Annotated in this window: 20 protein-coding genes; 10 read left to right on the top strand and 10 right to left on the bottom strand. The window is 62.4% G+C overall.

Translation table 11 applies throughout. The features are described 5' to 3' along the window. Positions 1–33 precede the first annotated feature (33 nt). A complete protein-coding gene (locus tag B2Y33_RS18245) occupies positions 34–615 on the top strand; it encodes a LysE family translocator (RefSeq protein ID WP_027914926.1) in 582 nt (193 codons plus the stop codon). Here B2Y33_RS18245 and B2Y33_RS18240 read toward each other — a convergent pair. The 3 genes from B2Y33_RS18240 to B2Y33_RS18230 all read right to left on the bottom strand — a co-directional run bounded on the left by B2Y33_RS18240 (position 608) and on the right by B2Y33_RS18230 (position 3,781). Next, positions 608–1,396, bottom strand: coding sequence for a helix-turn-helix transcriptional regulator (locus tag B2Y33_RS18240; protein ID WP_206405520.1), 789 nt, complete (start codon positions 1,394–1,396; stop codon positions 608–610). The genes B2Y33_RS18245 and B2Y33_RS18240 overlap by 8 nt on opposite strands. 36 nt (positions 1,397–1,432) lie before the next feature. Further along, the gene (locus tag B2Y33_RS18235) at positions 1,433–2,563 is read right to left on the bottom strand and encodes a glycosyltransferase 61 family protein (RefSeq protein ID WP_027914924.1); all 1,131 of its coding nucleotides are present in this window, start codon (positions 2,561–2,563) and stop codon (positions 1,433–1,435) included. A 66-nt stretch (positions 2,564–2,629) separates the two neighbouring features. Continuing rightward, positions 2,630–3,781, bottom strand: coding sequence for a hypothetical protein (locus B2Y33_RS18230; RefSeq protein ID WP_206405519.1), 1,152 nt, complete (start codon positions 3,779–3,781; stop codon positions 2,630–2,632). Positions 3,782–4,095: 314 nt separating this feature from the next. Here B2Y33_RS18230 and B2Y33_RS18225 point away from each other — a divergent pair, with 314 nt between their 5' ends. The 3 genes from B2Y33_RS18225 to B2Y33_RS18215 all read left to right on the top strand — a co-directional run bounded on the left by B2Y33_RS18225 (position 4,096) and on the right by B2Y33_RS18215 (position 10,906). Then, positions 4,096–7,905 (top strand): dermonecrotic toxin domain-containing protein, encoded by a 3,810-nt coding sequence (locus tag B2Y33_RS18225; RefSeq protein WP_206405518.1) that lies wholly within the window; start codon positions 4,096–4,098, stop codon positions 7,903–7,905. Between the two features lie 141 nt (positions 7,906–8,046). After that, positions 8,047–9,666, top strand: a complete 1,620-nt coding sequence (locus B2Y33_RS18220) for an NADP-dependent glyceraldehyde-3-phosphate dehydrogenase (protein WP_206405517.1) — start codon at positions 8,047–8,049, stop codon at positions 9,664–9,666. 58 nt (positions 9,667–9,724) lie between these two features. Beyond that, complete coding sequence (locus B2Y33_RS18215) at positions 9,725–10,906, top strand: hypothetical protein (RefSeq protein WP_206405516.1); 1,182 nt, start codon at positions 9,725–9,727, stop codon at positions 10,904–10,906. A 9-nt stretch (positions 10,907–10,915) separates the two neighbouring features. On the opposite strand, the gene ilvA is transcribed toward B2Y33_RS18215, so the two are convergent. The 4 genes from ilvA to B2Y33_RS18195 all read right to left on the bottom strand — a co-directional run bounded on the left by ilvA (position 10,916) and on the right by B2Y33_RS18195 (position 15,176). Beyond that, entirely contained in the window at positions 10,916–12,475 is a 1,560-nt protein-coding gene (ilvA, locus tag B2Y33_RS18210; RefSeq protein ID WP_206405515.1) for a threonine ammonia-lyase, biosynthetic, read from the bottom strand. A gap of 178 nt (positions 12,476–12,653) precedes the next feature. After that, a complete protein-coding gene (locus tag B2Y33_RS18205; RefSeq protein ID WP_023535716.1) occupies positions 12,654–13,085 on the bottom strand; it encodes a PACE efflux transporter in 432 nt (143 codons plus the stop codon). 81 nt (positions 13,086–13,166) lie between these two features. Further along, complete coding sequence (locus B2Y33_RS18200; protein WP_027914918.1) at positions 13,167–14,474, bottom strand: ATP-binding protein; 1,308 nt, start codon at positions 14,472–14,474, stop codon at positions 13,167–13,169. A 6-nt stretch (positions 14,475–14,480) separates the two neighbouring features. Next, on the bottom strand, positions 14,481–15,176 hold the full coding sequence (locus B2Y33_RS18195) for a response regulator transcription factor (protein ID WP_023535591.1): 696 nt from the start codon (positions 15,174–15,176) through the stop codon (positions 14,481–14,483). Positions 15,177–15,384: 208 nt separating this feature from the next. Here B2Y33_RS18195 and B2Y33_RS18190 point away from each other — a divergent pair, with 208 nt between their 5' ends. From B2Y33_RS18190 to mobA, 3 genes are all read left to right on the top strand, one after another. Continuing rightward, on the top strand, positions 15,385–16,560 hold the full coding sequence (locus B2Y33_RS18190; RefSeq protein ID WP_027914917.1) for an efflux RND transporter periplasmic adaptor subunit: 1,176 nt from the start codon (positions 15,385–15,387) through the stop codon (positions 16,558–16,560). A gap of 11 nt (positions 16,561–16,571) precedes the next feature. Then, the gene (locus B2Y33_RS18185) at positions 16,572–19,700 is read left to right on the top strand and encodes an efflux RND transporter permease subunit (RefSeq protein WP_206405514.1); all 3,129 of its coding nucleotides are present in this window, start codon (positions 16,572–16,574) and stop codon (positions 19,698–19,700) included. 61 nt (positions 19,701–19,761) lie between these two features. After that, entirely contained in the window at positions 19,762–20,337 is a 576-nt protein-coding gene (mobA, locus tag B2Y33_RS18180; protein ID WP_132578795.1) for a molybdenum cofactor guanylyltransferase MobA, read from the top strand. Positions 20,338–20,508: 171 nt separating this feature from the next. Here mobA and B2Y33_RS18175 read toward each other — a convergent pair whose 3' ends face one another. Then, positions 20,509–20,814 (bottom strand): DUF3077 domain-containing protein, encoded by a 306-nt coding sequence (locus tag B2Y33_RS18175; RefSeq protein WP_080992850.1) that lies wholly within the window; start codon positions 20,812–20,814, stop codon positions 20,509–20,511. A gap of 1,035 nt (positions 20,815–21,849) precedes the next feature. Between B2Y33_RS18175 and B2Y33_RS18170 the strand changes: the two genes are divergently transcribed. Both B2Y33_RS18170 and B2Y33_RS18165 read left to right on the top strand, forming a co-directional pair. Beyond that, the gene (locus B2Y33_RS18170) at positions 21,850–22,920 is read left to right on the top strand and encodes an enoyl-CoA hydratase/isomerase family protein (protein WP_125922297.1); all 1,071 of its coding nucleotides are present in this window, start codon (positions 21,850–21,852) and stop codon (positions 22,918–22,920) included. A 16-nt stretch (positions 22,921–22,936) separates the two neighbouring features. Continuing rightward, on the top strand, positions 22,937–24,088 hold the full coding sequence (locus B2Y33_RS18165; RefSeq protein WP_206405513.1) for an acyl-CoA dehydrogenase family protein: 1,152 nt from the start codon (positions 22,937–22,939) through the stop codon (positions 24,086–24,088). 49 nt (positions 24,089–24,137) lie between these two features. Here the strand turns inward: B2Y33_RS18165 and B2Y33_RS18160 are convergent, their stop codons facing one another. Next, positions 24,138–25,070 (bottom strand): LysR family transcriptional regulator, encoded by a 933-nt coding sequence (locus tag B2Y33_RS18160; RefSeq protein WP_027914911.1) that lies wholly within the window; start codon positions 25,068–25,070, stop codon positions 24,138–24,140. A gap of 5 nt (positions 25,071–25,075) precedes the next feature. Then, positions 25,076–25,789 (bottom strand): tRNA (adenine(22)-N(1))-methyltransferase, encoded by a 714-nt coding sequence (locus tag B2Y33_RS18155; protein ID WP_028687479.1) that lies wholly within the window; start codon positions 25,787–25,789, stop codon positions 25,076–25,078. 126 nt (positions 25,790–25,915) lie between these two features. On the opposite strand from B2Y33_RS18155, the gene B2Y33_RS18150 reads away from it, so the two are divergent. Then, positions 25,916–26,296, top strand: a complete 381-nt coding sequence (locus tag B2Y33_RS18150; protein WP_027914909.1) for a RidA family protein — start codon at positions 25,916–25,918, stop codon at positions 26,294–26,296. Positions 26,297–26,348: the final 52 nt, after the last annotated feature.

The following is a 26,348-nucleotide window of genomic DNA, read 5'->3' as shown; positions in this document are numbered from 1 at the left end:
GATGTGCGGTAAATGACCCACGAGTACGTTCCCATGAATCTAGCATTGTCCATGGCTGCCTTCGCACTGGCGGCCTCCATTTCGCCTGGGCCAGTCAATGTGGTGGCCCTGGCCAGCGGCGTTCGACACGGCCTGCGCGCAAGCCTTGGCCACGCAGCAGGCGCGACATTCGGTTTTTGTGTGCTCCTGCTCCTGGTGGGCAACGGCCTGCACCAGTTGCTGGGACATTGGGGGCCGCTACAGGGTGTACTCCAGGCAGGTGGGGTGCTGTTTCTGCTTTACATGGCCTTGCGACTCGCCAGTGACGACGGCGCACTGGGGGCCGGTCATGCCTGCGCACCCCCTTCAGCCTGGTGCGGCGCAACCATGCAGTGGTTGAACCCCAAGGCGTGGCTTGCCGCCGTGGCCGGGGTGGGCGCCTACACGGCTGGCGAGCAACAGGCGCTGTGGATCTTTACCTGGATATACGCACCGATATGCTTCGTGTCCGTGGCCTGCTGGGCTTGGGCAGGCAGCGTGGCGGGCCAGCACCTGCAGAGCCCGCGGCCGCTGCGCCTGTTGAATCGTACGCTTGCCGCTTTGTTGGTCGCCAGCGCGTTGGGGCTGGTCATCTAAACGCTGTGGTTTGCCGATAATGCCCGGGGGTGGCCGCCAGATGACGCTTGAATGCCCGCTGCAAGTGCGACTGGTCGGCAAAGCCTGCGGACTGGGCAGCCTCGGCGATCGATTGCCCGTGGCGCAAGTGCGAGCGGGCCAATTGCACACGCTGATCAAGCAGGTAACCGTGGGGCGTCAAGCCGAAGCGCTTGCCAAAGGCGCGGATCAGGTAGGCACGCGACAAGCCGCAGGCCGTGGCGATGTCCTCAAGCGTCAGCGGGTCGCTTCGATGGGCGCGGATAAACGCTGCGGCCGCTTCAAGGCGTGGGTTGATTCCATCCTCTGACGCCGGTTCTTGGCCAAGGAACCTGGGCAGGTCGCACAGCATCGCTCTAAGTCGTTGCTCGCGATCAGCCGCATCAGGGTGAAACAGCGCAGCGCACACCGATAGCACTTGCTGGTACAGGCCCGGGGCTGCGCTGTAACGTTGGCTCGGCAAGGTTAAGCCCACCGATGCCAACCATGGCGTGTCGATGAACAGCATGATGTACGACCACGGCAGACCCGAGACAGGATTGCACGCGTGAATCACACCCGGGTTGATCAACACCGTGCTGCCGGCCGCCACCTCGAACTGGTCATGACCGCTGACGTAAGTACTGCGCCCGCCGGTGATTACCCCGAGTGAAAAACTCTCGTGGGAATGAGCGGCATGGCATACCTGACGCCCGTCTCCGACCACTCGCGCCTCGACGAAAGGCAGTGCCGAATCACGCCAGAACCGAGATACCTCAAGCATCGCCGCCTTATCCCCTTCCCATGCAATCGGCCGATACTACACCGCCGGAGAGGGAAACAGGTCCAGCGTTCGCTCTACCTCCTGGATGTCGATACGAAAGCCGTCCCCGTCGGGCACGCCAACCACGAACCCGAAATGCTGATGGTCACGGTCGGTTAGGTACTTGTAGTAGCTGACGAAGCGGTTCGGGGGTTGGAGGGTCAGCAGACACCCGCCCGCCTCCAGCACGTTCACGCCGTGCACCAGTTGGCTGCCCTCCACCCCGATGACCACGTGCGCCCCGGCGCAGGCTGCGACGATCGAAGGCACGTCGCTTTTCAACGGATCGACCACGCGGAACCCCCGGGTGACGCGCAAGTGCTCAGCCAGTGCCAGTTCGTTGCGCAGCAAGCGCAGATCACCGTCGCCTCCGCGCAGCAGAAAGACACCTGGATGCGGGCAATGGGCCACATGCGCCCGAAGTTTGTCGCCCATCGCCCGATAGCGGGCGTGGCGGTCGCGGTTGTTGCTCTGGTCGTCGAACAGCACCAGTTCGCGAAAGAACGCCGTGCGCAGGCGATGCGGCTGCATGCCAAGCCATGCTTCATAGGCAGGGGCCTGGGTGAAGATTGGGTACTTTGCAGAGGGCGCGGTAGTGACGGGCATGCCCTCGTTGCAGGCCAGTGCATAGGTCGGGCAGTCCTCCATCAACCAGGTGCCAAACCATGCATTGCCGTTATGGGTGCAGTAGATGGCCCCGCGGTCGATTTCATGCTCAACGCTCAGGGGGGGGAACGCGCTGTGCCTGTGCGACAGCCACTGCGCTGCCCTGCCCTTGTACAACGCGCCGTCGATCAACCACACGTCCCTGCACAGGTAGCCGCGGGTCGACCCATGCGCGGTGCGGATGCCGCCCTCCATGGTCGAGCGCGGGTGCACGAAGGGATAGAACCGCTTGCCTTCCCAGCCTGTGACGCGTTCGAGCTGGCCTGGCAAGAATATCGCGGGCGGGGTTATGGACATCTCGCCCGGCGCAATGTCCCACGAACGCTCGGCAATGCTCCTGATGTCTGGCGACGGCTGCCTGAGCAGGCGCTTGCGCACCATGTACTGATAAGCGGCCAGGGTCCATGAGCGCGACGACAGGGCCGCGGGCAAAGTGCTGGGCTGCAAGCTATCACCTGCCATTGAACGTCTCCCCGCAAAACTGTCGATTAAGGTGGCCGCCTGGCCCATGCGTTGCCTGGACCGCACTCAGGTACAGGTGATGATCTCCATCGCCGGCGCTGATGGCACGCCTGCATAACGCTGCCTGAGCGCCGCGATCAGCTGATCGCCCGCTCCCGTGGCCCCGTACAAGTAGATCTTGCTGAGCCCGCCGAAGACCATTTCGTGATAACGACTGGCCAGCGCCTGTTCGCTCGCACCGTCAGGCACGCCGAGGTGCAGCGTCAGCTTGTCACCTTCGACGGCGAACAGGGGTGTCTCCCAGAGAAAATGAGCGATACCGGATTTAGGCAGGCGTACGAAGAGGTGGGCGTGGTTGCCCAGCGAGTCGACGTCGCCGCCTCTGCGGCGCTTCCATTTCAACAGCCCGTCGTCAGGCCGCGCCAGGCACAGGCCGATGTCGTAGTAATCGAAGCCCTGCCCAAGCGCCCACTCCATCGCCATGTAAGTTGTAATCGAGTTGACTTCACGCAGGCGCTTGGCATCGGAGAACACGGCTTCGCAATAGCCGAAACGCACCGTGCTCCAGTAGCGCTTGCCGGCGCGAACCACTTCACAACCCAGGTGACAACCGATCACTTGATCATCCTGGACGATGAGGTCGAGCCTGCCGACCTGCCTGGCGATTCTGAAGACTTCATCGGTCGGTATCTGCGACGCAAGAAGACCCTTGCGGGCTGTGGCATAGGGGCGCAGAAACTCCCGGTCCGCGGTCTCGATGTCTTCGTCAGACAGCGCCTGGCGCATGTGATAAAGGGGCCGGTGTTTGCGAATGCTGCGGCGCAACTCGCTGTCATAGCGCGCGGTGATGTCCTCAAGGGGGCGCCCCAATGGCACGACGGCACTCACATAGTGAGGCACCGTCAGGGCGCCTGCGGTGGGCACTTCGCTGACCATCACCACAGGTCGTCGCGTGGTGGGTTCAGCAGGGCTGATCATTGCAGAGGGGGGGCTGGCCAGTCCGGTCATCAGCAACTTCGCCATGTCGCGTTGCTGTTTGCGGCCCACGTAAAGGATGTCATGGGCACTTTCGTGTTGCAGGCGAAACCGACTGATTTCCCAACGCCATACACAAGCACGGGCGGCAAGCTCACGCGCCTGGCTTGCCAAATGCCTTAACCGATAGCGCTGAGAAGGTGACAGTGAGCGACGAGCCACTGCCGAGAGCGTCTGTTTCATCAGGTTCAACGTCCACTGAAAGTTTTGCGTTCTTGCAGACATATAAAATGCCAGGCACGACTAACCTATTGATTAATTGAGCATTGCATTACTTTAATATTCATATTCAGTAACAATTTAAGGTGCTGCCAAAGTGTTTGGCAAGTAGCGAGCCGATATAAAGGCCATATGTTTTATGGCGCCAATAATCCACGGCGCCGCCTGGCCTCGATTGGGCCAGGCTATGAGTCATAGCGCCTGGGTAATAACCCAGCACCACCGCATCAGTCACCCATGACGTGTGATAGCGCCTCAATACAAGGAGCTCGCACCACATGTCTGAAAGCAACTCAGTTTCACCTGTGACTTTGCCTCATTGGGCTGCACGGGCCACCGCGCACCAATGGCAGGCCCTCAAGCACACTCAACACCCCACTTGGCAAACGCAAGACTGGTTCTGCAATGCCCCTCCGGATCTGAGGGAAACCGTTGCCGCCAGTCATCGAAGATTGATCAGCGCGCAGGCAGCGCTAGGTCGGGCGATGCGCGGCCTTGAGCAAGTGGCAGAACTCGCCGAACGTGCACTACAGCAGTGCTTGCAGCGTCAGGGGTTAGATGTGGACGTCAACGCCTGCGAGTTGCTGCGCGTCGAGCAAACTTGGCGATGGGTCGGCCTGCGCTATGTGTTTAGCCACCAACGGGAAAACATCGTAAGGGCTGCATTGCAGAACTTTGCGGAGGATGAAGTGTTCTCTCCCCAGAGTGCAATCGCCCTGAGCAAGGATATTCACATAACGCCCATCACGGTGACGGGCACGGCGCCGATTGGCATGCAAGAGCCGGCTGCACAATTTCCCATCGACTCGGAGCGTTACCAAGTAACACCCTTGCCCCTCACGCCGGCCGCTTTCGCCACCCTGACGCGAGCGCTTGATTTGGGAAGTGCCTACCATGGTCATCTTCAAGGCTATTTCGACAGCCCGGCCGTAAAAGCGCACATGTTGCAGGTGTTCAAAGCGCGTCTGCAGATGGCGGCAGACTTAGCTGTGCTCAGGCACTTGATCAGCGGCAGCGCTCGCGATGACCTTGACCGCCTGCTGCAGGGAGAGCCTTTGACGTGCTGGCGGCTGAGCTTGTTCGGGACCGATCTTTACGAAGTCATGCTGATCGACCTGGGGCAGAACGGCCTAGGCGTGTACCTGCCCAACCACGAGCCTGCATTGCGCAGCTGCAAGGACCTGGCAGCCGTGCATGAAGCGCTGGCCATCCTGTTGCTCGAGCCTGCAGCACGTGAAGCGTTCACAGGGTATGTAGCCCAAGACCAACGCGAACATTTCTTCGATCTGTTGCAGCAAAACCTCGACGCGGCTGGCAACACTCCGGCCGACAAACCCTGGGAGCGCGCCTTGGACGCAGACCTGCGCCCGGCTCGTCAGCCCATCGAGGGAGACCCGTTCAGCGACTGCTACGTCCGGCACTGGGCACGTTTGCAGCACGAAGCCAGTTTGCTCGCCGTTCCTACTGCACAGTTCGACGCCAGCGCCAGAGCCCAACGTCTGGCGACGTGGGAAAGTCGCGGCTGGGACCTGCTCAACATCGCCAGCTTTTTCGTACCTGGGGTGGGCACTTTCATGTTGGCCGTCACTGCCTGCCAGCTCCTGGGCGAAGCTTTCGAAGGGTATGAAGCCTGGGAAGCCGGGGATCGTCACCTGGCGCTCGAGCACATCGAGTCGGTTGGGATAAACCTTGCTTTGCTGGGCGGTTTCGCCGCAGCCGGACACGCGTTGCCACGATTGTTCGGCAAACTGTCCGGTACGACGCTGCAAGAGGTACGCGGCAGCGACGGCACATTCAGGCTCTGGAACCAGGACTTGGCCCCTTACCGTTCCAAGGAAGTGCTGCCAACGCAGTTGCGGCCCAATGCGCAGGGCCAGTATCTGCATGATGGCCGATACTTCATCAAGATGGACGGACACCTCTATGAGCAACGGCTGGACCCTTCACTGTCGCGCTGGCAAATTGTTCACCCCGAGCGGCCAGATGCCTGGCAGCCTCCCCTTGAGCACAACGGTCAAGGCGCTTGGCGCGCCCAGCACGAGCCGCTAGGCGAGTGGCCGCTGGTAACGCTGGTAGAGCGCCTGGGTGAGCCGTTCGAGGCCTTTACAGCTGAGCAAATCCAGCAAGCGTGCGATGTGACTGGCATCGACGCCGACAACCTGCGAGACCTGCACCTTCGCGGGCAACCGGCGCCGCCGCTGCTGTTGGACGTTCTACAGCGTCTGCGCATAATCGCCGAACGCCCTTCGATGGATGTACAAGGCGCGTCGCAGTGGTTCGAGCAGCGCTACAGCCCAAGCATGCCGCACGATCCCGGCTTGGACCGCTTGCTTACCACCTACCCGCGTCTCACGCCGCCTTTGGCCAGGCAACTGCTGGGCCAGCTGGAGGCCGCCCAAGCGTTGACCTGGGAGCAAGAAGGAACACTGCCTGCCCGGATTCGACAATCGGTAGAACAGGTGCATAGCGAATTACCTCTGGTTCGGGCGCTGGAGGGCCTGGTGCAGCCGGCGCTCGCCAACGCTGAGACCGAGCGCCTGCTATTCAGCGCACTGGAGGCCATGTCGGACTGGCAAGCCGACATACGTCTGGAACTGCGTGCCGGCAACCCTGACGGTCCCACCCTCGCTCATACCGGCACAGGTAAGCTCATTCGTGTGATCAAATCAAGCCAAGGCTATGAAGCTTTCTTGGGAGAGCGTCCTGCGCCCGGCGTGGTGAGTATCGATCTTTGCCGCGCCATCGAACAGGCACTGCCCCGCGCCCGTCGCGACCTGCTGGGTATCGAGCACCCTGACGGCGTCCACCTTCGCCGTCGGGTGATGACCTGGGTCAGGGCAAACCGCGCCACGCTCGCCCCCAGGCTCTATGGGCAACGCAGCCAACGCCTGGTAACACGGGGTTGGTTGCGGGGTGGAAAGCCGCTCGAACCACTGCCGGCAGCGCCACGCCAGACCACCTCGTTGAGCGCGGCCTATCGGCGTCTCTACCCCACTGCGACCGACGCAGAATTTGCCGACTGGCTCAATGAAGGGGAAGACGAGGACAACCTGCATGACATGCGCTCACCCACCCAACGCTTGCGCGACCTACAAGCGCGCCTAGAGAACTTGCGTCGTGATCTGGCCCAGTGGGCCGCCCCCAACCCCCAGCGCCCACATCAACGCCACCTTGCCGTGCAGCCCATCATCAATGCCTGGCGACGGGTTTCGTGCACGGTACTCGATGGCGGCGGTTGTCTGTACAGCCTCGATCTCTCCGGGCTGGGCCTGACTCATGATGACTTGGCCAGCTTGCCACTGAGGGATGACTTCCATCACATCGAGCACCTGACGTTGTGCGGCAACCCCGCACTCAGCCAACTGCCTGCGGTCTTCCACCAGCGACTCCCGAACCTCACGCGGTTACTGCTCAGCGATTGCCGCTTCGACCACCTGCCTCGCCTGGCCTTCGGTCAGCGCCTGCGCTGGCTGGATGTGGACCGCAACCGGATTACCTGGGACCCTACGGATCAAATTACCCTGCAACGATACCCCGGCCTGGCCGTACTTGATCTGAGTGAAAACCCGCTGCTGGTCGCGCCCGATCTGCGCCTGCATCCCGACATCAGATCGCTGTTCCTGTCGGGATGCTCGCTGACCGAGTTGCCACAGGGGTTGGCGCAATTAACGGAGCCGCTCGCCGTTGACCTGACGAACAACCAGTTCGTGCAGTTACCCGAGGACTTCACTTTGCCCGTTCCCGTAGCTGACACCCTGTCCATGGAAAGCAGTTGGCTGGCAGAGCCGATACTGAGTCAGATCGAAACGTACAATGAGATTCATGACGTGGATCTGTTAGTGAACGAGGGCGACTACACTGAATTCTTCGAACTTGCAGGCCCGCATGAATACAGCCTGTGGCGCCGCTTGCCATTGCAATATCGGCGCGACCTCAGGGCGCTGCTGGACGACGATCCTTTCCTCACCTACCCCGAACGAGCGCGCCGGGAGTTCTGGCGTCGGCTGTCTGTGATCGATAACGCAGGGCCAGACCGGCAGGCCCTGTTGGAACAACCAGCAGAGAGATTGTTCGAGCTCGACCTGTGACACCCTGATCAGGCGCCGGGCGACCGGCGCACTGCTCAAGCGCTTGCTGTGCGCTGGTATTCTGGTCGCCTCAGGCGCATGCTCGTCGCTGAACCGTTTCACTGTGCTAAACCCTTCCCGGCCACTGTGAGGTGCAGTTTCATGGAATCCTTGCTCGACAACCTTTACCCCAACGCCGCCGACGTACCTCCAGCGTGGCAACTGGGCGCCCCCCTTGAACAACGTGACTACCTCGTGGGCGGTGAACTGCGCCATTGGGACGGGCCGTTGGCCACAGTCCGTAGCCCCATTTGGCTAAAGGACAACGGCCAGGAGCAACAGGTGGTGCTGGGCCACGCACCGCTGCTGGACGCCGACACGGCCATGACCGCACTGGATGCTGCGGTTCAAGCTTATGACAAGGGGCGCGGTGCATGGCCGAACATGCGCGTGGCAGAGCGCATCGGCCATGTGGAGGCCTTCCTGGCACACATGCGCGAGCAGCGCCAGGCCGTGGTCAAGCTCCTGATGTGGGAAATCGGCAAGAACCTCGCGGATTCGGAAAAGGAATTCGACCGCACCTGCGACTACATCACCGAAACCATCAATGCCCTCAAGGACCTGGACAGACGCTCCAGCCGCTTCGAACTCGAACAGGGCACCCTGGGCCAGATACGCCGCGCGCCGTTGGGCGTGGCGCTGTGCATGGGCCCGTACAACTACCCTCTCAACGAAACCTTCACCACCCTGATACCGGCCTTGATCATGGGCAACACCGTGGTGTTCAAGCCCGCCAAGTTCGGCGTTTTGCTGATCCGCCCGCTGCTCGAAGCCTTCCGCGACAGCTTCCCGCCCGGTGTCATCAATGTCATCTACGGCAAGGGGCGTGAGACAGTCAGCGCAGTGATGGCCAGCGGCAAGATCGACGTCTTCGCCTTCATCGGCACCCACAAGGCTGCCAGCGACCTCAAAAAGCTGCACCCACGACCACATCGGCTGCGCGCGGCACTGGGCCTGGACGCGAAGAACCCCGGCATTGTGTTGCCTCAGGTCGACTTGGACAACGCCGTCGACCAGGCTCTGACGGGCGCCCTGTCGTTCAACGGCCAGCGTTGCACGGCGCTCAAGATTCTGTTCGTCCATGAAGATGTGGCCGATGCATTTCTGGACAAATTCACGCGCAAGCTCGCCACCCTCAAGCCGGGCATGCCCTGGGAGCCTGGCGTCACCCTGACACCGCTGCCCGAACCCGGGAAGATCGATTACCTCGACGGCCTGGTGCACGATGCGACCGCCAAGGGAGCACGGGTGATCAACGAGCACGGGGGCCGCAGCCGGGGTTCGTTCTTCTACCCCGCCCTGTTGTATCCGGTGTCGGCGCAGATGCGCGTGTACCAGGAAGAACAGTTCGGGCCAGTCGTGCCGATCGTCCCCTACCGCGATCTGCAGACGGTCATCGACTACGTCCTGGACTCGGACTATGGCCAGCAGTTGAGCCTGTTCGGCAGCGACCCTGCCACCGTCGGCAGCCTGATCGACATCTTCGCCAACCAGGTCGGTCGCATCAACATCAACACCCAATGCCAGCGAGGCCCGGACACCTATCCGTTCAATGGCCGCAAAAACAGCGCCGAGGGCACCCTGTCGGTGCACGATGCCCTGCGGGTCTTTTCCATACGCACCCTGGTGGCCACGCGCTTCCAGGACGACAACAAGGCCTTGTTCAGTGACATCATCCGTAATCGACGGTCGAGTTTCCTGACTACCGACTACATCTTCTGACGGTTGAAAGCGGCACCGCTTTGCTGGAAGCTTGAAGCTCATAGCACGGAGCCGCTCAATGCGTATCATCGACAAGACCGCCGCCCAGGTGCGCAGCCTGACGCCCGCCGAAGACGCGCTGCTGGTGGAATTTGCCACCGGCGGCTTGACCGGGCCCCGCCTGCTGCAGGCCAACCAGATGCTGATGAAGGTGCGCAACGCCAATCAATGGCTGGCCTGCGACTGCCGCACCGACGCCCTGCCTGTGCTCAATGTCACCCTCAATGGCAACACCGGTACGTTGTTTCTCAAGAACAACCCAGGCACGGCCGAACATGCGCCGGGCTGCCCCTTCACCAAGGATGAACAGGAAGCGGCCGAGCGTGCTCAGGCACCTGTTCAGCCGGTGGCCTGGCTGCCTCCCGACACACCGCTGCGGCTGATCGGCGACTTCCGCACGGGGGCAAGCGCAAGCACCAACGAGCCAGGCGAGCGCCGCGAACAACAGCGTTTGCTGGCCTTGTTGTTGACGTGGATCGAGACCAGCGGCCTCAACCTCTACGCCACGCATTTGAAGCAGGACCTGACCGGGCAATTCGCTCAACTGCGCGCCGTGGCCAGTCGCTATCCGCTGGTGGAACGGGTGCCGGCCAGCAACTACCTGGAAACGCGCCTGGACATGAAGCACATGATGATGCTCAAGGCCCGTCTGCGTGAAGCAACGATCTTTGGCAGCCATCGTCGTCATGGACTACTGCTCGACTGCATCGACCAGATCAAGGGCCGCAAGGTCTTTCACTACCGCAGTGAAGAGGGTTTCGATTTCCAGGGCCATCATCTGTACTGGGGTGGTCAGCGCACCTGCGGCCCGTTGCTGACGCTGGCACTCTATTCGCCTACGACTCCCGGCAGTCACTTCTATGAACTGATCCACGTGGCCAGCGTACCGGTGCTGTCGCGCGGCCATCTGTTTCCGGTCTATCGCGATGAAGAGCGCGAACCGCTCAAGGCATTGGTATCGCTGGTGGACTGGATGGCCAGCAAGGGCGTCAAGGTGCAGATGCGCCGCCCGGTGGTCGGCGGGCAGCTCATGGATGAACTGGTGATGACGTCCGACCAAGACCGTGTACTGTCCATTTCGCTGCTCGAACAACCCATCGGGCCCGAGCCGGATACCGAGAACTTCAAACGGTATGCCGACTTCAAGAGCCCTGAAACCTTCCGCAAGTTCGTGGCCGGTTTCTTCATGCGCGAGCGGTGATCCGCCGCCTCAGCCGAGGAACAGGTGATAAGCCGGGTTATCCGTTTCGTCCCAGTAGCGATAACCCATCTGGTCCAGCGCCGAAGATAACCCGGCACGCTCATCGGCAGGCACCTGCAGCCCAGCGAACACCCGCGCATGGGCTGCACCGTGGTTGCGGTAATGGAACAGGCTGATGTTCCAGCGCTGGCCCAGGCGCTCCAGAAACGCCGGCAGTGCCCCGGGGCGCTCTGGAAACTCGAAACGCAGCACCTGCTCGTTACTTCCAGGCGCCAAAGGCCCACCCACGGTATGGCGCACATGCAGCTTGGCCAGCTCATTGTCGGTCAGGTCCACAACCTCATAGCCTTGAGCCTGCAAACCGTTCAACAGCTGATCGCGTGGATCCTGCAATGGGTGCGTTTGCACACCCACGAACAGCCTTGCGGGTTTGCCCGGCTGGCAGCGGTAGTTGAATTCCGTGACCTGGCGCTTGCCCAACGCTTGGCAGAACGCCCGGAAGCTCCCAGGCTGGTCGGGGATGGTCACCGCGATCACCGCTTCGCGCTGTTCACCCAGTTCGGCGCGCTCTGCCACATGGCGCAGCCGATCAAAGTTGATATTGGCCCCAGAATCGATGGCCACCAGCGTCTTCCCGCGAACGCCCTCGCGGTCCACATACTGCTTCATGCCCGCGACCGCCAGGGCCCCCGAGGGCTCGGTGATCGAGCGGGTGTCATCGTAGATGTCCTTGATCGCGGCACACAACGCGTCGCTGCTTACAGTCAGCACCTCGTCCACAAAATGCCGGCATAGCTCGAAGCAGTGGGCGCCCACCTGGGCCACGGCCACCCCGTCGGCGAAGGTGCCGACATGCGGGAGCACCACCCGCTCGCCAGCCTGCAGGGCGACCTGCAGGCAGTTGGCATCCTCAGGCTCCACACCGATCACCCTGACCTCGGGGCGCAGGTACTTGATGTAGGCCGCGATTCCGGCAATCAAGCCACCTCCGCCTACCGGAACGAAGACAGCCTGTAGCGGCCCAGGACACTGCCTGAGGATCTCCATGCCGACCGTACCTTGACCGGCAATCACATCCGGGTCATCGAAGGGTGGCACGAAGGTGGCTCCTTCTAGCTCGGCCAGCTTCAAGGCATGTGCCAGGGCATGAGGGAAGCTGTCACCGTGCAGCACCACCTGGCCACCGCGGGCGCGCACGCCCTGGACCTTGAGCGAAGGCGTCGTGGACGGCATGACGATCGTGGCCGTCATGCCCAGATGCGCGGCGGCCATGGCCACGCCCTGGGCATGGTTGCCCGCCGAAGCGGTCACTACACCGGCCTGACGCTGACGGGTGGTCAACCTCGACAGTCGCGTGTACGCCCCACGGATCTTGAACGAGAATGTGGGTTGCAGGTCTTCGCGTTTAAGCAGTACCCGATTACCCAGCCTATCGGACAACCCACCGGCCTCTTGTAACGGCGTTTCGATGGCCAGGTCATACACGGGCGCTGCCAAAATTCGCCGAACCTGCTCGGACAGCAGTTGCTCAGGGGTGATTGCTCGCGGGGCGCAACACAGGTTGGACATCATCGACTCCTTGGCCGGTTAACGGTGCCCAGGAGTCAGATGGAAAAACCCGCCTCCAGGGCGGGTTTGGTGCATGCTCGCGCTAGCCCGCCAATCTGATGATGGCGGTAATAATGCTGGCGAAGGCAGGCTGATAGCGGTTCATGTGCCGAACGTTAGCCCGAGGCTTGGCCGCGCGTCAACACTTGGCCTGCTGCGCCGACAACGGCACGTCGAATACCTTGTCGAAGCCCCACTGGAACACGAAGGCGTAGACGAAGAAAAAAGCGAACAGGGCCAGATTGGTCAAGAGCGCTGCCAGCAGGCTGACTTGCAACCAATAAGCCACCAGCGGCAGCAGGATCACCACCAGGCCACCCTCGAAGCCAAGCGCATGCAGCAAGCGGCGCAACAGCGTGCGCTTGCGCTGAGGCTGGCGCGCCTCCCAGCGCTCGAACACCCAGTTGTAGAGCATGTTCCAGCTCATCGCGACGCCTGACATCAATACCGACAGCACAGTGGACTGCGCCATCCCCGCCCCGAACGCAAGTTCCAGGGCAGGGGCAACACACGCCACGGCGATGGCCTCGTAGAGAATGGCCTGGACGATCTTGCGGGCCTTGCCTTGCATGTTCAGCTCCCTGAATGACGACCCGACACGCTACAAGATCCCGCCGGTTAAAAGAAGAGGCTTACTACCAGGCATCAGCCTTCAGGTCACCTGCCCGGCGGGCAAGCGGATACGAAATTGCGCACCGCCCAATGGGGACTGGGCGACCGTCAGGGTCCCGCCCTGCCCCTCAATGGCCCGCCGGCTGATCGCCAGCCCCAAGCCGAATCCACCCGTGCTGCGGTCCCGGCTGCGATCCAGGCGATAGAACGGCTGGAAGATTCGCTCGCGCTCCTCGACAGGGATACCAATGCCATCATCCTCCACCGTCAGCGAGCAAGCCCCGTCGGGCTCCAGGCGCAAGCGCAGTACCAGGCGCTGCTCACAGTAGCGCATGGCGTTGCGCACCAGGTTCTGCACCGCTCGGGCCGTCAGGCGCGGATCGAGCACGAAGCGCGGCAACTCGGCGTCGGCATGCACCTCCCACTGGATGCCCCGCCCGTCCAACTCCTCGGCAAAGCTGCCTAGCACGCTGTCCACCAGCTCGAGCAACGACACCTCCACTCGTTCGCGCGCCTGGTCGGCATTGTACAACCGGCTGTAGGACAACAACTCCAACACCAATTCATCTAGCTCTCGCACATGCCCGACCAGCTCCAGCAAGCGCTTGCGGCTGGCCGCAGGCACTTCGTCGAAGAGCAGCACCAAGCCGAAATCCAGGCGCGTCAGGGGCGTGCGCAGCTCGTGAGATACGGCATTGAGCAGCTCGCGCTGCTGATTGACATGGCGCTCAAGGTCGCTAGCCATGGTGTCGAATACCCTGGCCAGTTCGCCGATGTTCGAATGCGCCGAGATATGCGTGCGCTCGGACATCTGCCCCTGCCCCAGACGCCGAGCGGTTTCCTTCAGGCGCTCCAGGTCACGCCAGTGCGGCCATACCCAAAGCAACAGGCAACCCAGCATCGCGGCCCCGATCAACACCGTCACGCCCCATGACAGGACGTTGATGTCCAAGGGATCAGGCGGCGAATCCAAGCGTACCAGCCAGTGGCTGTCCAACGGCGCCAGCAGGGTTTCGTAGTAGCCCCATTGGGCCAGGCGCACTGCCGACTCCCCTTGCGCCAGCCGCGCGCGCTCCGTTTCATTCAAGTGGGCCTGGTCGATGGGCAGCAGCTGGACCTGCAAGGGTGCAAAATCGTCGGCCAGCGCTTTCGCCACGGCAGGCCACTGGGCCTGAGGCGCCTGGTGGAACTGACGTACGATCAGCGACTGCACGCCTTTGGTCTGGCTTAGGTTGTAGGCCATGAAGCGTTCCTGAAACAGCCCCACGATGGTGTCGGGGATGAACAGCAAGGCACCGGCATACGCCACGATGATCAGCAGATACAGCCGCACCAGGATCTTGAACATCGCAGCTCACTCCCACTCGACACGGCTGAACAGATAACCTTTGCCCCAGACCGTCTTGATCTTGCGTGCTTCGCCTGCGTTGTCGTCGAACTTGCGGCGCAGCTTGGAAATGGCCACGTCCACCGAGCGGTCGGTGCCGTTGAACTCGATACCGCGCAACTGTTGAAGAATGCGATCGCGATTGAGCACGACCCCGGCATTGCGCGCCAGCACGACCAACAGGTTGAATTCCCCGCCCGACAGTTCGACAGGCTCGCCGCGCCAGGTGACGGTGCGTTCGGCCAGGTCGATGCATAACCCACCTACCACGATCAGGTCATGGTCCAACCTGGGTTCGTTAGCGCTGCGGCGCAGCAAGGTGCGCACCCGGGCCAGCAACACCCGTGGCTCGCACGGTTTGGTGACGTAGTCGTCGGCCCCCATTTCCAGCCCCAGCACCTGGTCATGGCTGTCATCGCGGGCGGTGAGCATCAGGATCGGCAGGCATTGGGACTGCTGACGCAACTGGCGACACACCTGCAGGCCGTCCAGGCCTGGGAGCATCAGGTCGAGAATCACCAAGTCGGGTTTGTCGCGGCGATACTCGTCCAGCACGTGGTCACCCCGGGCGATGACCCGGACGACGAATTCGTTGCGTTGCAGGTAACTGGCGATCAGCTCGGCCAGGGCGCTGTCGTCTTCGACCAGAAGTATAGTGGGCATGGGTGGCTTGGCAGGCAGGTGGAGGGACTTGCAGCGCACCGGCTCGGTGTGGCCTCGTAAGCGCTGCGTTCTAGTGACGCAAGCTTATAGAAACATCGTGGTGCACAACCCATCGCTTCACACTTTTTCACACTCCCCGTACAGCTGTTAACAGCCAACCATGACCCGGGTGCCGTAGCATAGCGCAGATCATCAGCGGAAGATCCCAATGTCCGACACACTCACTGTTACCCTGCGCCGCATGGCGCTTCTGGCGCTTGTAGGCTTGGGCCTGGGCGGCTGCAGCGCTAGCGACGAACCCGAGCAGCAAGCCCCGGCCCCGCAAGTGCGGATCGAAACGCTGCAACTGCAACCGCTGGCCATCACCAGCGAGCTCAACGGCCGCATTCTGGCGCCGCGTACCGCCCAGGTGCGGGCTCGGGTGGCCGGCGTAGTGCTCAAGCGGGTGTACCGCGAGGGTAGCGACGTCAAGCAGGGCGATGTGTTGTTTCAGATCGACCCCGCACCCTTCAAGGCCGACCTGGACAGCGCCCAGGCGGCACTGGCCAGAGCCGACGCTACCCGTTATCAAGCTCGCCTGCAGGAGCAGCGCTACCGCGAGCTGGTCAATGACAAAGCCGTCAGCGGCCAGGAATACGACAATGCCAAGGCCAGCCTGCTGCAAGCCAACGCAGCAGTGGCCGAGGCCAAGGCGGCTGTGCAACGGGCCCGTCTGAACCTGGGATACGCCACTGTGACCGCTCCCATCGCCGGGCGCATTGGCCGTGCCCAGGTGACAGAAGGCGCATTGGTCGGGCAGAACGAAGCCACGCCACTGGCGACCATCGAGCAACTGGACCCCATTCATGTCGACGTCACCCAGTCGACCCGTGAGATCACGGCGCTGCGCAAGGCTTTGCGTGCTGGCCAGCTGCAACGGGTCGACGCAGACCAGGCCAGTGTCACCTTGATCGAGGACGACGGCAGTGCCTACCCGCTGCCCGGCAAGCTGTTGTTCTCCGACATCCAGGTCGACCCCTCTACCAACCAGATCACCCTGCGCAGCGAGTTCCCCAACCCGAACCTCGACTTGCTGCCGGGCAGCTATGTGCGCGTGCGCCTGGCCCAGGCCGTGCAACCGCAAGGGCTGAGTGTGCCGCAACGGGCGATCCTGCGTGACAGCGCAGGCGTGCCGAAGGTACTGGTCGTGGATGGCCAATCGCAGGTCAGCGAACGGCAAGTGGTTCTGGGCAGCGTACAGGGCGACCGCTGGGTAGTACGCGAAGGCCTCGCTGCCGGTGACCAGGTGGTGGTCGAAGGCCTGCAACATGCCAAGGCAGGCGAACGCGTGCAGATCGACCCCGCCCCCGAGGCCACCTCCGCCACCCAGCACACCGGCCAGTGAGGGCCTGATCGATGCCGCAATTTTTCATTGACCGCCCCATTTTCGCTTGGGTGGTGGCGCTGTTCATCCTGCTGGCTGGCGCCTTGGCCATTCCTCAACTGCCCGTGGCGCAGTACCCCAACGTGGCGCCGCCGCAGGTGGAAATTTACGCCGTATACCCTGGCGCCTCGGCGGCTACCATGGATGAAAGTGTGGTCAGCCTCATCGAGCAGGAACTCAACGGCGCCGACAACTTGCTGTACTTCGAGTCGCAAAGCAGCCTGGGCAGCGCCACCATCACCGCCACCTTCGAGCCGGGCACCGTGCCAGACCTGGCACAGGTTGACGTGCAGAACCGCTTGAAAGTGGTCGAGTCGCGCCTGCCACGCCCGGTCACCCAACAAGGCTTGCAGGTTGAAAAGGTGTCCACTGGTTTCCTGCTGCTGGGCACGCTCACCTCCGAGGATGGCAAGTTCGACGAGACCGCGTTGTCCGACATTCTGGCGCGCAACGTGATGAACGAGATCCGGCGCATCAAAGGGGTCGGCAAAGCCCAGCTGTATGGCTCCGAGCGCGCCATGCGCATCTGGATCGACCCGGCCAAGCTGGTCGGCCTCAATCTCACCCCCAACGACGTGGCCGAAGCCATCACCGCACAGAACGCGCAGGTGGCGCCCGGCAGCATCGGCGACCAGCCTAGCCCCGCTACCCAGGAGATCACCGCCAATGTGGTGGTCAAGGGCCAGCTGACCACACCAGAAGCGTTTGCGGCGATCGTGCTGCGAGCCAATACCGACGGTTCGGTGGTGACCATCGGTGATGTGGCCCGGGTAGAAATCGGTGCGCAGGAGTACCAGTACGGCACGCGCTTGAACGGCAAGCCGGCCACCGCATTCAGTGTGCAGCTGGCCCCGGGTGCCAACGCCATGGAAACGGCCACGCTGGTGCGCGCCAAGATGAAGGACTTGGCGCGCTATTTCCCGGAAGGCGTGAAGTACGACATTCCCTACGACACCTCGCCGTTCGTCAAAGTCTCCATACAGCAGGTCATCAGCACGCTGTTCGAGGCAATGGTGCTGGTGTTCGCGGTGATGTTTCTGTTCCTGCAGAACCTGCGTTACACGTTGATTCCCACACTCGTGGTGCCCGTGGCGCTGATGGGCACCTTCGGCGTGATGCTGATGCTAGGCTTCTCGGTCAATGTGCTGACCCTGTTCGGCATGGTCCTGGCCATTGGTATTTTGGTGGACGACGCCATCGTGGTGGTCGAGAACGTCGAGCGAATCATGGCCGAAGAGGGTCTGGCGCCGCGTGAGGCCACACGCAAGGCCATGGGCCAGATCAGCGGGGCGATCATCGGTATCACGCTGGTGCTGGTGGCCGTCTTCCTGCCCATGGCCTTCATGAAGGGCTCGGTCGGCGTGATCTACCAGCAGTTCTCGGTGTCCATGGCCGTTTCCATCCTGTTCTCGGCCTTCCTTGCCCTGAGCCTGACGCCGGCGTTGTGCGCCACCTTGCTCAAGCCTGTGAACCCAGGTGCGCACCATCAGCGCGGCGGTTTCTTCGGTTGGTTCAATCGGCGCTTCGAGGGCATGAGCAAGGGCTATGAGGGCTGGGTGTCGCAGGCACTGCGTCGCAGCGGGCTCTACCTGTTGGTGTACGCCGTGCTGCTGGGCGTGCTGGGCTACGGCTTCAGTCAGCTGCCCACGGCCTTCCTGCCGACCGAGGACCAGGGTTACACCATCACCGATATCCAGCTGCCGCCTGGCGCCAGCCGCATGCGCACCGAGCAGGTGGCGGCTCACATCGAGGCGCACAACGGCGATGAGCCTGGCGTGGGCAATACCACGGTGATTCTGGGTTTCAGCTTCTCCGGCAGTGGCCAGAATGCGGCGCTGGCCTTCACGACCCTCAAGGACTGGTCCGAGCGTGACGCTGAGGACAGTGCCCAGTCCATTGCCGATCGCGCGAACATGGCATTCACGCAACTCAAGGACGCCATCGCCTTCGCCGTACTGCCACCACCGATTGACGGGCTTGGCGAGTCCACTGGCTTCGAATTCCGCCTGCAGGACCGGGGCGGGCTTGGTCACGCCCAACTCATGGCTGCCCGTGATGAACTGCTGGCCAAGGCGAGCAAGAGCGCGGTACTGACAAACGTGCGCGAGGCATCGTTGGCCGAAAGCCCACAAGTGGAGCTGGAGATCGATCGCCGTCAGGCCAATGCGTTGGGCGTCTCGTTCGCCGATATCGGCTCAGTGCTGGACGTGGCGGTGGGTTCGAGCTACGTCAATGACTTTCCCAACCAGGGCCGCATGCAGCGGGTGGTGGTGCAGGCCGAGGGCGATCAGCGCAGCCAGGTGGAGGACTTGCTGAAGATTCATGTGCGCAACAGCGCCGGCAAGATGGTGCCGCTTGGCGCCTTCGTCCAGCCCAGATGGGTTAGCGGCCCGGTCCAGTTGACGCGCTACAACGGTTACCCGGCGGTGTCCATTTCTGGTGAGCCGACGGCCGGGCAAAGCTCGGGGCAAGCCATGGCCGAGATCGAGCGAATCGTGGCGCAGCTGCCGGCTGGTGTTGGGCTGGAATGGACTGGGTTGTCGCTGCAGGAAAGGCTCTCGGGCAGTCAAGCGCCGGTGCTGATGGCCCTGTCGCTGCTGGTGGTGTTCCTCTGCCTGGCGGCGTTGTATGAAAGCTGGTCGATCCCCACGGCGGTGCTGCTGGTGGTACCCCTGGGGATTCTGGGCGCGGTCCTGGCAGTCACGCTGCGTGGCATGCCCAACGACGTGTTCTTCAAGGTCGGGCTGATCACCTTGATCGGGCTGTCGGCAAAGAATGCCATTCTGATCATCGAGTTTGCCAAAAGCCTGATGGACCAGGGCATGGATGCCACCCAGGCTGCCATCGAGGCTGCCCGCACGCGCCTGCGGCCCATCGTGATGACGTCCCTGGCGTTCATCCTTGGGGTGGTGCCACTGGCCATCGCCACCGGTGCCAGTTCGGCAAGCCAGCAGGCCATCGGTACAGGGGTCATTGGCGGCATGTTGAGCGCCACGCTGGCGGTGGTGTTCGTGCCGGTATTCTTCGTCGTGGTGATGCGTTTGTCCCGGCGCCGGCGGCCACAGGAACCTGGCGACGAGCCAGCCCCGCGCAGTCACTGACTGGACAAGCGGAACGTGAAATGGGAGGGTTTCTGGCACTGACTGCCAGGAACCCTTTTTCATGCCTGCTACCCTGCCCCTTTGCTCTGTCCTCATGCTCGCCGGCGGCCGTGGCCAACGCATGGGCGGGCGCGATAAAGGGCTGATCGACTGGCAAGGCCGCCCTCTGATTGCCCACGTGCATGCGGTGGTTCGGGGCCTCAGTGATGACCTGATCGTTTCGTGCAATCGCAATCAGCAGATATACCAGCGGTACGCCGAGCACTGCGTGTGTGATGCCGAGGCCGGCTTCCCTGGCCCACTGGCTGGCGTGCTTGCCGGGTTGGCGGTAGCGCGGCACGACTGGGTGGTGGTGCTCGCCTGTGATGCGCCGCGGGTCGATCAGGTGCTGGTCAACGACCTGCGGCGCGCCGCCTTGGCGGCGAACAGTGCCGCGATGGTCCGCCAGGGTGGGTATTGGCAACCGATGTTCAGCGTGCTGCCCCGCGCCATCCTGCCGCTGCTTGAACAGGCCTGGAATGCTGGGGAGCGCAGTTTGCAGAGAGCCTTGCTCGGCGCGCCCGTGGCGGCGGTTGATTGCGCTGAAGAGGATTGCCGGCTGAATAATTTCAACAGCCCGCAGTGGCTTGAGGGCTGACAAGGGGGCTGTCGATTTTTTTCGATACTAAAGGCGCGCCAGGGCCTTAGGAATCTAGCTTCGCAGCGCAGACCCGGCGATACCGCGTTGAGCCTGGGAGTTCGCTAACCACCCAGGGCGGAGCCAGGCAGTTGACTCCGCCACTGCCTAGGCGCACCCCGCCATCTCCGACTAGCGGTCGGCTACCAGCCGCCGAGCCTCCAACCCATTCAACAAAGCCTCCACCACTGCGGTCGCCGATTCCAGTCCATGGTCATTGCCCAGCAACAGGTCGAAACAGGTCCCATTGGCCAACTCCATGGCCTTCAGATTAGCGGCATAGGCGCCACGCAACAGCGTGGACAAGTGCACCAGCGCGTCTTCGAGATCGACGCCCGGACGTACCGAAAACAAAGGCGGATGGCTGCTTTCGCAGGTAGAGAAGGATGTGGGCGCGGTTGTGAGACTGGCAGGAGGATCAGGTAACCCTTTTGTCATGGTGTGCTCCTTGATTCATCAGGAGCCGCCATCAATCGCTACCAAACGAAATGGTGACGGCTATGCGCAGGTTGGTAGACCGGGAATCAAGGAAACCGGCGCGCACAGAGGCGCCCTACGCACAGCCGCCATAAAACGCTACAACCGAGCACAAAAAATGCGCCAACCATAGCGAAAGCGGGCGCTTTGTGCGCCTTGATCAATTCGGGCTACCAAACCCGACTGCTGGATTGACAGCAGCCCGCGAAGACTAACCCTCTCCCACGGTGCTTTCAAGCCAAAAGCCCCGCTTGAAACACTTGTAAGAGGCTTAGCAGGGTGCCGATTAAGCCCCCTGGCGCCTGGTTCGCGGCTACGGTAGCGGGTGAGGCTGCTGGGCGCCCCGGCAAGGGCGCTCTTTAAGCGGTAACCCTGGGAACTCGCTGACGCTCAGCGGCGCAGCCGTGCAATTGCCAGCGCGACGGCTTGGACGCACCCCGCCGTCTTCGTGTTCTCCTTGATTCATCAGGAGCCGCCACGCAACGTGACCAAACGAATGGGTGGCGACTGTACGCGGGTTGGTCAACCGGGAATCAAGGAAACCGGCGCGCACGGAGGCGCCCCACGCACAGCCGCCATGACACGAGACAGCCGGGCACAAAAAAACGCCGACTGATTCGCTGAGCGGCGCTGATGCGCCTTGATGATTGCGGGTGACCAAACCCGACTGCTGGATTGACAGCAGCCCGCGAAGACTAACCCTCTCCCACGGTGCTTTCAAGCCAAAAGCCCCGCTTGAAACACTTGTAAGTGTCTTAGCAGGGCGTCGATAACGCCTACTGGCGCCTGGTTCGCGCTACAGTGAACGCCTGTGACCCATCAGCGTGCAGTTCCCATTCACGCTGACTGGCAACGCAACGGGCATCGGCGCAAAAATGCACGATGCCCCTGCACAATTGTCGATTGTACTAGGCAAATTCGCATGCCAGGATCCAGCGATCCTCCAGCGAACTCCAGATTTCACATGGAAAATCAATAACAAGCAGGGAGACCGCAATGACAGCGCTTATTCAGACGCCGGTTACCGAACACATTCTGAGCGAGGTTCGCAACCAGATCGGCCACCTGCGTCTCAACCGCCCCGCTGGGTTGAACGCCCTGACCTTGGACATGGTGCGCAGCTTGCGCAAGCACCTGGACGCGTGGGCCGGTGATCCGAACATCCGCGCCGTCGTACTGCGCGGCGAAGGGCCGAAGGGCTTCTGCGCCGGTGGTGACATCCGCTCGCTGCATGACAGCTACAAAGCCGGTGACGACCTGCACGCGGTTTTCTTCGCCGAAGAGTATGCCCTGGACTTGCTGATACACCGCTACCGCAAGCCTATCCTGGTGCTCATGGACGGCTTTACCCTCGGCGGGGGCATGGGCTTGGCGCAGGGCTGCGAGCTGCGGGTGGTCACCGAGCGCAGCCGCTTGGGCATGCCAGAGGTGGGCATCGGCTATTTCCCCGACGTGGGGGGCAGCTACTTCCTGTCCCGCCTGCCGGGCGAGCTGGGGACCTACCTCGGCGTCACCGGCACACAGGTCCAGGCGGCCGATGCCCTGTATTGCGGCCTGGCCAACTGGTATGTGACGAGCGACAAGATCGAAACCCTTGATCGCGAGCTGGACCAGTTATCCCTCAATGACAATCCGCTCAAGGATTTGCAGAACCTGCTGGCGCGCCTGGGCACACAGGCGCTGGAAGCGCCACCACTGGCTGCGCTGCGCCCAGCGATCGATCACTTCTTCGCCCTGCCCGATATGGCAGCCATCGTCGAGCAGTTGCGTGCCGTCAGCATCGGCGACAGCCATGCCTGGGCCGTTGCCACTGCAGAGCTGTTGGAAACCCGATCCCCACTGGCCATGGCCGTGACGTTGCAGATGTTACGACGCGGCCGACAGTTGAGCCTGGAAGAGTGCTTCGCCATGGAGTTGCACCTGGATCGCCAGTGGTTCCAGCACGGCGACATCATCGAGGGGGTGCGCGCCCTGATCATCGACAAGGACAAGCAGCCGCGCTGGAACCCCCCTACATTGCAGGGGCTGGACCGCCAGCGGGTCGACCAATTCTTCGAAGGCCTGTGAGCCCAGGAGCAAGCAGATGCAAGACGTGGAACTGAGCGAAGAACAGATCATGATCCGTGACATGGCCCGCGACTTCGCCCGCGGCGAGATCGCCCCCCATGCCCAGGCGTGGGAAAAGGCCGGCTGGATCGATAACGCCGTCGTGCGCAGCATGGGTGAGCTGGGCTTGCTGGGCATGGTGGTCCCCGAAGACTTCGGCGGCAGCTATACCGACTACGTGGCCTATGCGCTGGCGGTGGAAGAGATTTCAGTCGGGTGTGGCGCCACCGGGGCCTTGATGAGCATCCACAACTCGGTGGGGTGCGGCCCGTTGCTGGCCTACGGTAGCCCCGAACAGCAGCAGCACTGGCTGCCGCGGCTGGCCAGTGGCGAGGTGATTGGCTGCTTCTGCCTGACCGAGCCCCAGGCAGGATCCGAGGCCCATAACCTGCGCACCCGCGCCGAGTTGATCGACGGGCAGTGGGTGATCAACGGCAGCAAGCAGTTCGTCAGCAATGCCCGTCGCGCCGGGCTGGCCGTCGTGTTCGCCGTGACCGATCCTGACCTTGGCAAGAAAGGGCTGTCGGCGTTTCTGGTACCGACAGACAACCCCGGCTTCAAGGTCGATCGTACCGAACACAAAATGGGGATTCGCGCGTCCGATACCTGCGCCGTCACACTCGACCAATGCCGTATCCCGGCTGGCAACTTGCTGGGCGAGCGCGGTAAAGGCCTGGCAATCGCTTTGTCCAATCTCGAAGGCGGCCGAATCGGCATCGCCGCCCAGGCTCTGGGCATCGCCCGGGCTGCCTTCGAAGCGGCGCTGGGCTATGCCCGGGAACGTGTCCAGTTCGGCAAGCCGATCCACGAACACCAGAGCATTGCGAACTTGTTGGCTGACATGCAGGTGCAGATCAATGCGGCTCGCTTGCTGATCCTGCATGCCGCGCGCCTGCGCAGCGCCGGCAGGCCCTGCCTGTCCGAGGCGTCACAGGCCAAGCTGTTTGCCTCGGAAATGGCTGAGCGGGTGTGTTCGATGGCCATCCAGGTCCACGGTGGCTACGGCTACCTTGAGGATTATCCCGTCGAGCGACACTACCGTGATGCGCGAATCACCCAGATCTATGAAGGGTCGAGCGAAATCCAGCGGATGTTGATCGCACGTGAGCTGAAACACTACGCGCTGTAAGGCCCGGCCTACCTGGCCTGCAGCGGCGTGAGCTTGTGCCCCGCTGCCGTCAGCGGCAATAACGGGGGTCTTCGACCAGGCGGGCGTGGGCGGCGAAAATGGGCGGCAGTCGCTCCTTGAGGTAGTCGATCCAGGTTCGGACCTTGGCGTCCAGGTAATGCCGCGAGGGATAAATCGCATACAAGGCGTTTTCCCGCAGCCTGTAGTCGGCCAGCACCCGGTACAGGCGCCCTTGCTCCATGGCTTGGCTGGCGGTGTAGAACGGCAGCAGACCAATACCCATGCCCAGCTCGCTGGCGACCAGCATGGCGTCCGCCACGTTGGTCATGAAGCTGTCCTGCGGTGCAATGACGCAATCCCCACCTGCCTGCGGAAACACCCAGTCACCCTCGTACAACGGGTAGGCCATGCGCAGGCAGCGATGCTGGTGTAGATCGTCCGGGCGGGCAGGAACGCCTTTTTCATCCAGGTAGCCGGGAGCGGCACAGGCAATACTGAAAATCGTGCCCAAGGGGACGGCAATCAACTGTGAGTCCGGCAATGCCTGGTCCACGGTGATGACCACATCGTGCCCTTCAGCGAGCGGGTCAGGGTTGCGCTGGGAAAGCGTAAGCTCGATGACCACGTCGGGACAAAGCGCGTTGTAGCCCGCCACCAACGGCATCAACAGCAATCCAAGCCCATGCGGACAATGCACGCGTAGCCGGCCACGGGGCGTGAGGTGAGCACCCCGCGCCTCTCCCACTGCCTCGTCGGTCAATAGCAGTATCTGCCGTGCGCGCTCAAGAAACCGCTCCCCGGCCTCGCTCATGCGCAAGCGTCGGGTGGTGCGGTGCAGCAATCGGGTTTGCAGCTGATTCTCCAGCTCCGCCACGATGCGCGAGACTTGAGCAGCGGAGATGTCCAGCGCGTTGGCCGCCGCGGCAAAGCTACCGCACTCCACCACCCGCACGAAGGTACGCATGGCCTGCAACATGTCCATGAAGGCTAGTCCTCGGTGTGGGGGCGTTCGGCCAGCAGCCGGGTGATCCAGTCCACCTGTTGTTCGAAGTCTGCGACCTTGGCCGGCGGTACGGCAACGCGGGCCTGGGCGAAGTTGGCAAGGGTCTGCTTCTTTTGCCCAAGCATGCGTTGCCACTTTACGTGAAATGCCTGGCCATGGTCCTGCATCAACAGGGGGCCGAAATACAACTGCTGAGGGTTGTAGGCCACATAACCGGGTTCGGCCACGATGATTTCGTAGTCGAAGCGATGCTCGCGCAGAACATCTTCGGCGACGATACGGTAGCCATTGCTCATCAGCCACTGACGCACCTGCGGCTCGGCGCCATTGGGTTGCAGTACCAGGCGCTCGACACCCGCCAGGTGTGCCCTGCCCGCTTCGAGAATCTCGCAGATGGTTTCGCCGCCCATGCCGCACAGGCTGACGACCGTGATGCGGTCATCAGGCGCGATGACTGTCAGCCCATCGGCTAAGCGCACGGCAATGCGCCGCTCCAGCCCCTGCTTGCGCACATTGCGTTGAGCGGCCGCGAAGGGGGTGTTGGCGACCTCCCCGGCCACTGCGTACTCAATGCGCTCGCGAAGCATCAACGCCACGGGCAGGTAGCCATGATCAGAGCCAATATCAGCCAGACGAGCGCCTTCAGGCACATGGGTGGCCACGCGCTCCAGGCGCATGGACAAGGTGTGTTCGTTCACGGTAAGCCTCTCTGCAATGGCGGCGATTCTGACCGCGAATGCCGCGCTTTGCAAAAAACCGGCCTCTCGACCGGCGCAGGCCGCTCGCGTAGGCTTGAGGCTTTTCTACCCCGCAAGGCAGACCTCATGGCACATGCAGATATCGTCTACACCCCGGACAGCGACCCAGAATCCATTTCCTCCGATGTCGCCGAATACAACGGGATGCTGGTGACCACTCAAGTCCCGGTACACCCTGACGGTAGCCTGGCGTTGGGAGATATCGTCGAGCAGAGCGAATGCACGTTGCAGGCTTTGAAGGATGCCCTGGAGAAAGCCGGCAGCGGCATGGACCGGGTGCTGCACCTGACCATCTACCTGACCGATATGGCCGACCGCGCCGCCTTCAACCGGGTCTATCAACGTTTCTTCACTAAACCCTGGCCGGTGCGCGCTGCCGTAGGCGTGGCGGCGCTCGCGTTCGAGGGCATGCGCGTGGAAGTAACGGCAATGGCGGCCAAGAAGTGACGCTTAGCCGCCTGCTGGCAGGTGTCTCAATGCCGCACGTTGGCGGCGGCTC

Source organism: Pseudomonas sp. UBA5666 (assembly GCF_002420785.1).
GTDB lineage: Bacteria > Pseudomonadota > Gammaproteobacteria > Pseudomonadales > Pseudomonadaceae > Aquipseudomonas > Aquipseudomonas fulva.
The sequence above is the reverse complement of the archived record's forward strand: the minus strand, read 5'-3'. Positions and strand labels throughout refer to the sequence as shown.

Bases quoted from the DNA above. Each gene is read 5' to 3' on its own strand.
- B2Y33_RS18245 (WP_027914926.1), top strand. From the start codon at position 34: ATGAATCTAGCATTGTCCATGGCTGCCTTCGCACTGGCGGCCTCCATT.
- B2Y33_RS18240 (WP_206405520.1), bottom strand. From the start codon at position 1,396: ATGCTTGAGGTATCTCGGTTCTGGCGTGATTCGGCACTGCCTTTCGTC.
- B2Y33_RS18235 (WP_027914924.1), bottom strand. From the start codon at position 2,563: ATGGCAGGTGATAGCTTGCAGCCCAGCACTTTGCCCGCGGCCCTGTCG.
- B2Y33_RS18230 (WP_206405519.1), bottom strand. From the start codon at position 3,781: ATGAAACAGACGCTCTCGGCAGTGGCTCGTCGCTCACTGTCACCTTCT.
- B2Y33_RS18225 (WP_206405518.1), top strand. From the start codon at position 4,096: ATGTCTGAAAGCAACTCAGTTTCACCTGTGACTTTGCCTCATTGGGCT.
- B2Y33_RS18220 (WP_206405517.1), top strand. From the start codon at position 8,047: ATGGAATCCTTGCTCGACAACCTTTACCCCAACGCCGCCGACGTACCT.
- B2Y33_RS18215 (WP_206405516.1), top strand. From the start codon at position 9,725: ATGCGTATCATCGACAAGACCGCCGCCCAGGTGCGCAGCCTGACGCCC.
- ilvA (WP_206405515.1), bottom strand. From the start codon at position 12,475: ATGTCCAACCTGTGTTGCGCCCCGCGAGCAATCACCCCTGAGCAACTG.
- B2Y33_RS18205 (WP_023535716.1), bottom strand. From the start codon at position 13,085: ATGCAAGGCAAGGCCCGCAAGATCGTCCAGGCCATTCTCTACGAGGCC.
- B2Y33_RS18200 (WP_027914918.1), bottom strand. From the start codon at position 14,474: ATGTTCAAGATCCTGGTGCGGCTGTATCTGCTGATCATCGTGGCGTAT.
- B2Y33_RS18195 (WP_023535591.1), bottom strand. From the start codon at position 15,176: ATGCCCACTATACTTCTGGTCGAAGACGACAGCGCCCTGGCCGAGCTG.
- B2Y33_RS18190 (WP_027914917.1), top strand. From the start codon at position 15,385: ATGTCCGACACACTCACTGTTACCCTGCGCCGCATGGCGCTTCTGGCG.
- B2Y33_RS18185 (WP_206405514.1), top strand. From the start codon at position 16,572: ATGCCGCAATTTTTCATTGACCGCCCCATTTTCGCTTGGGTGGTGGCG.
- mobA (WP_132578795.1), top strand. From the start codon at position 19,762: ATGCCTGCTACCCTGCCCCTTTGCTCTGTCCTCATGCTCGCCGGCGGC.
- B2Y33_RS18175 (WP_080992850.1), bottom strand. From the start codon at position 20,814: ATGACAAAAGGGTTACCTGATCCTCCTGCCAGTCTCACAACCGCGCCC.
- B2Y33_RS18170 (WP_125922297.1), top strand. From the start codon at position 21,850: ATGACAGCGCTTATTCAGACGCCGGTTACCGAACACATTCTGAGCGAG.
- B2Y33_RS18165 (WP_206405513.1), top strand. From the start codon at position 22,937: ATGCAAGACGTGGAACTGAGCGAAGAACAGATCATGATCCGTGACATG.
- B2Y33_RS18160 (WP_027914911.1), bottom strand. From the start codon at position 25,070: ATGGACATGTTGCAGGCCATGCGTACCTTCGTGCGGGTGGTGGAGTGC.
- B2Y33_RS18150 (WP_027914909.1), top strand. From the start codon at position 25,916: ATGGCACATGCAGATATCGTCTACACCCCGGACAGCGACCCAGAATCC.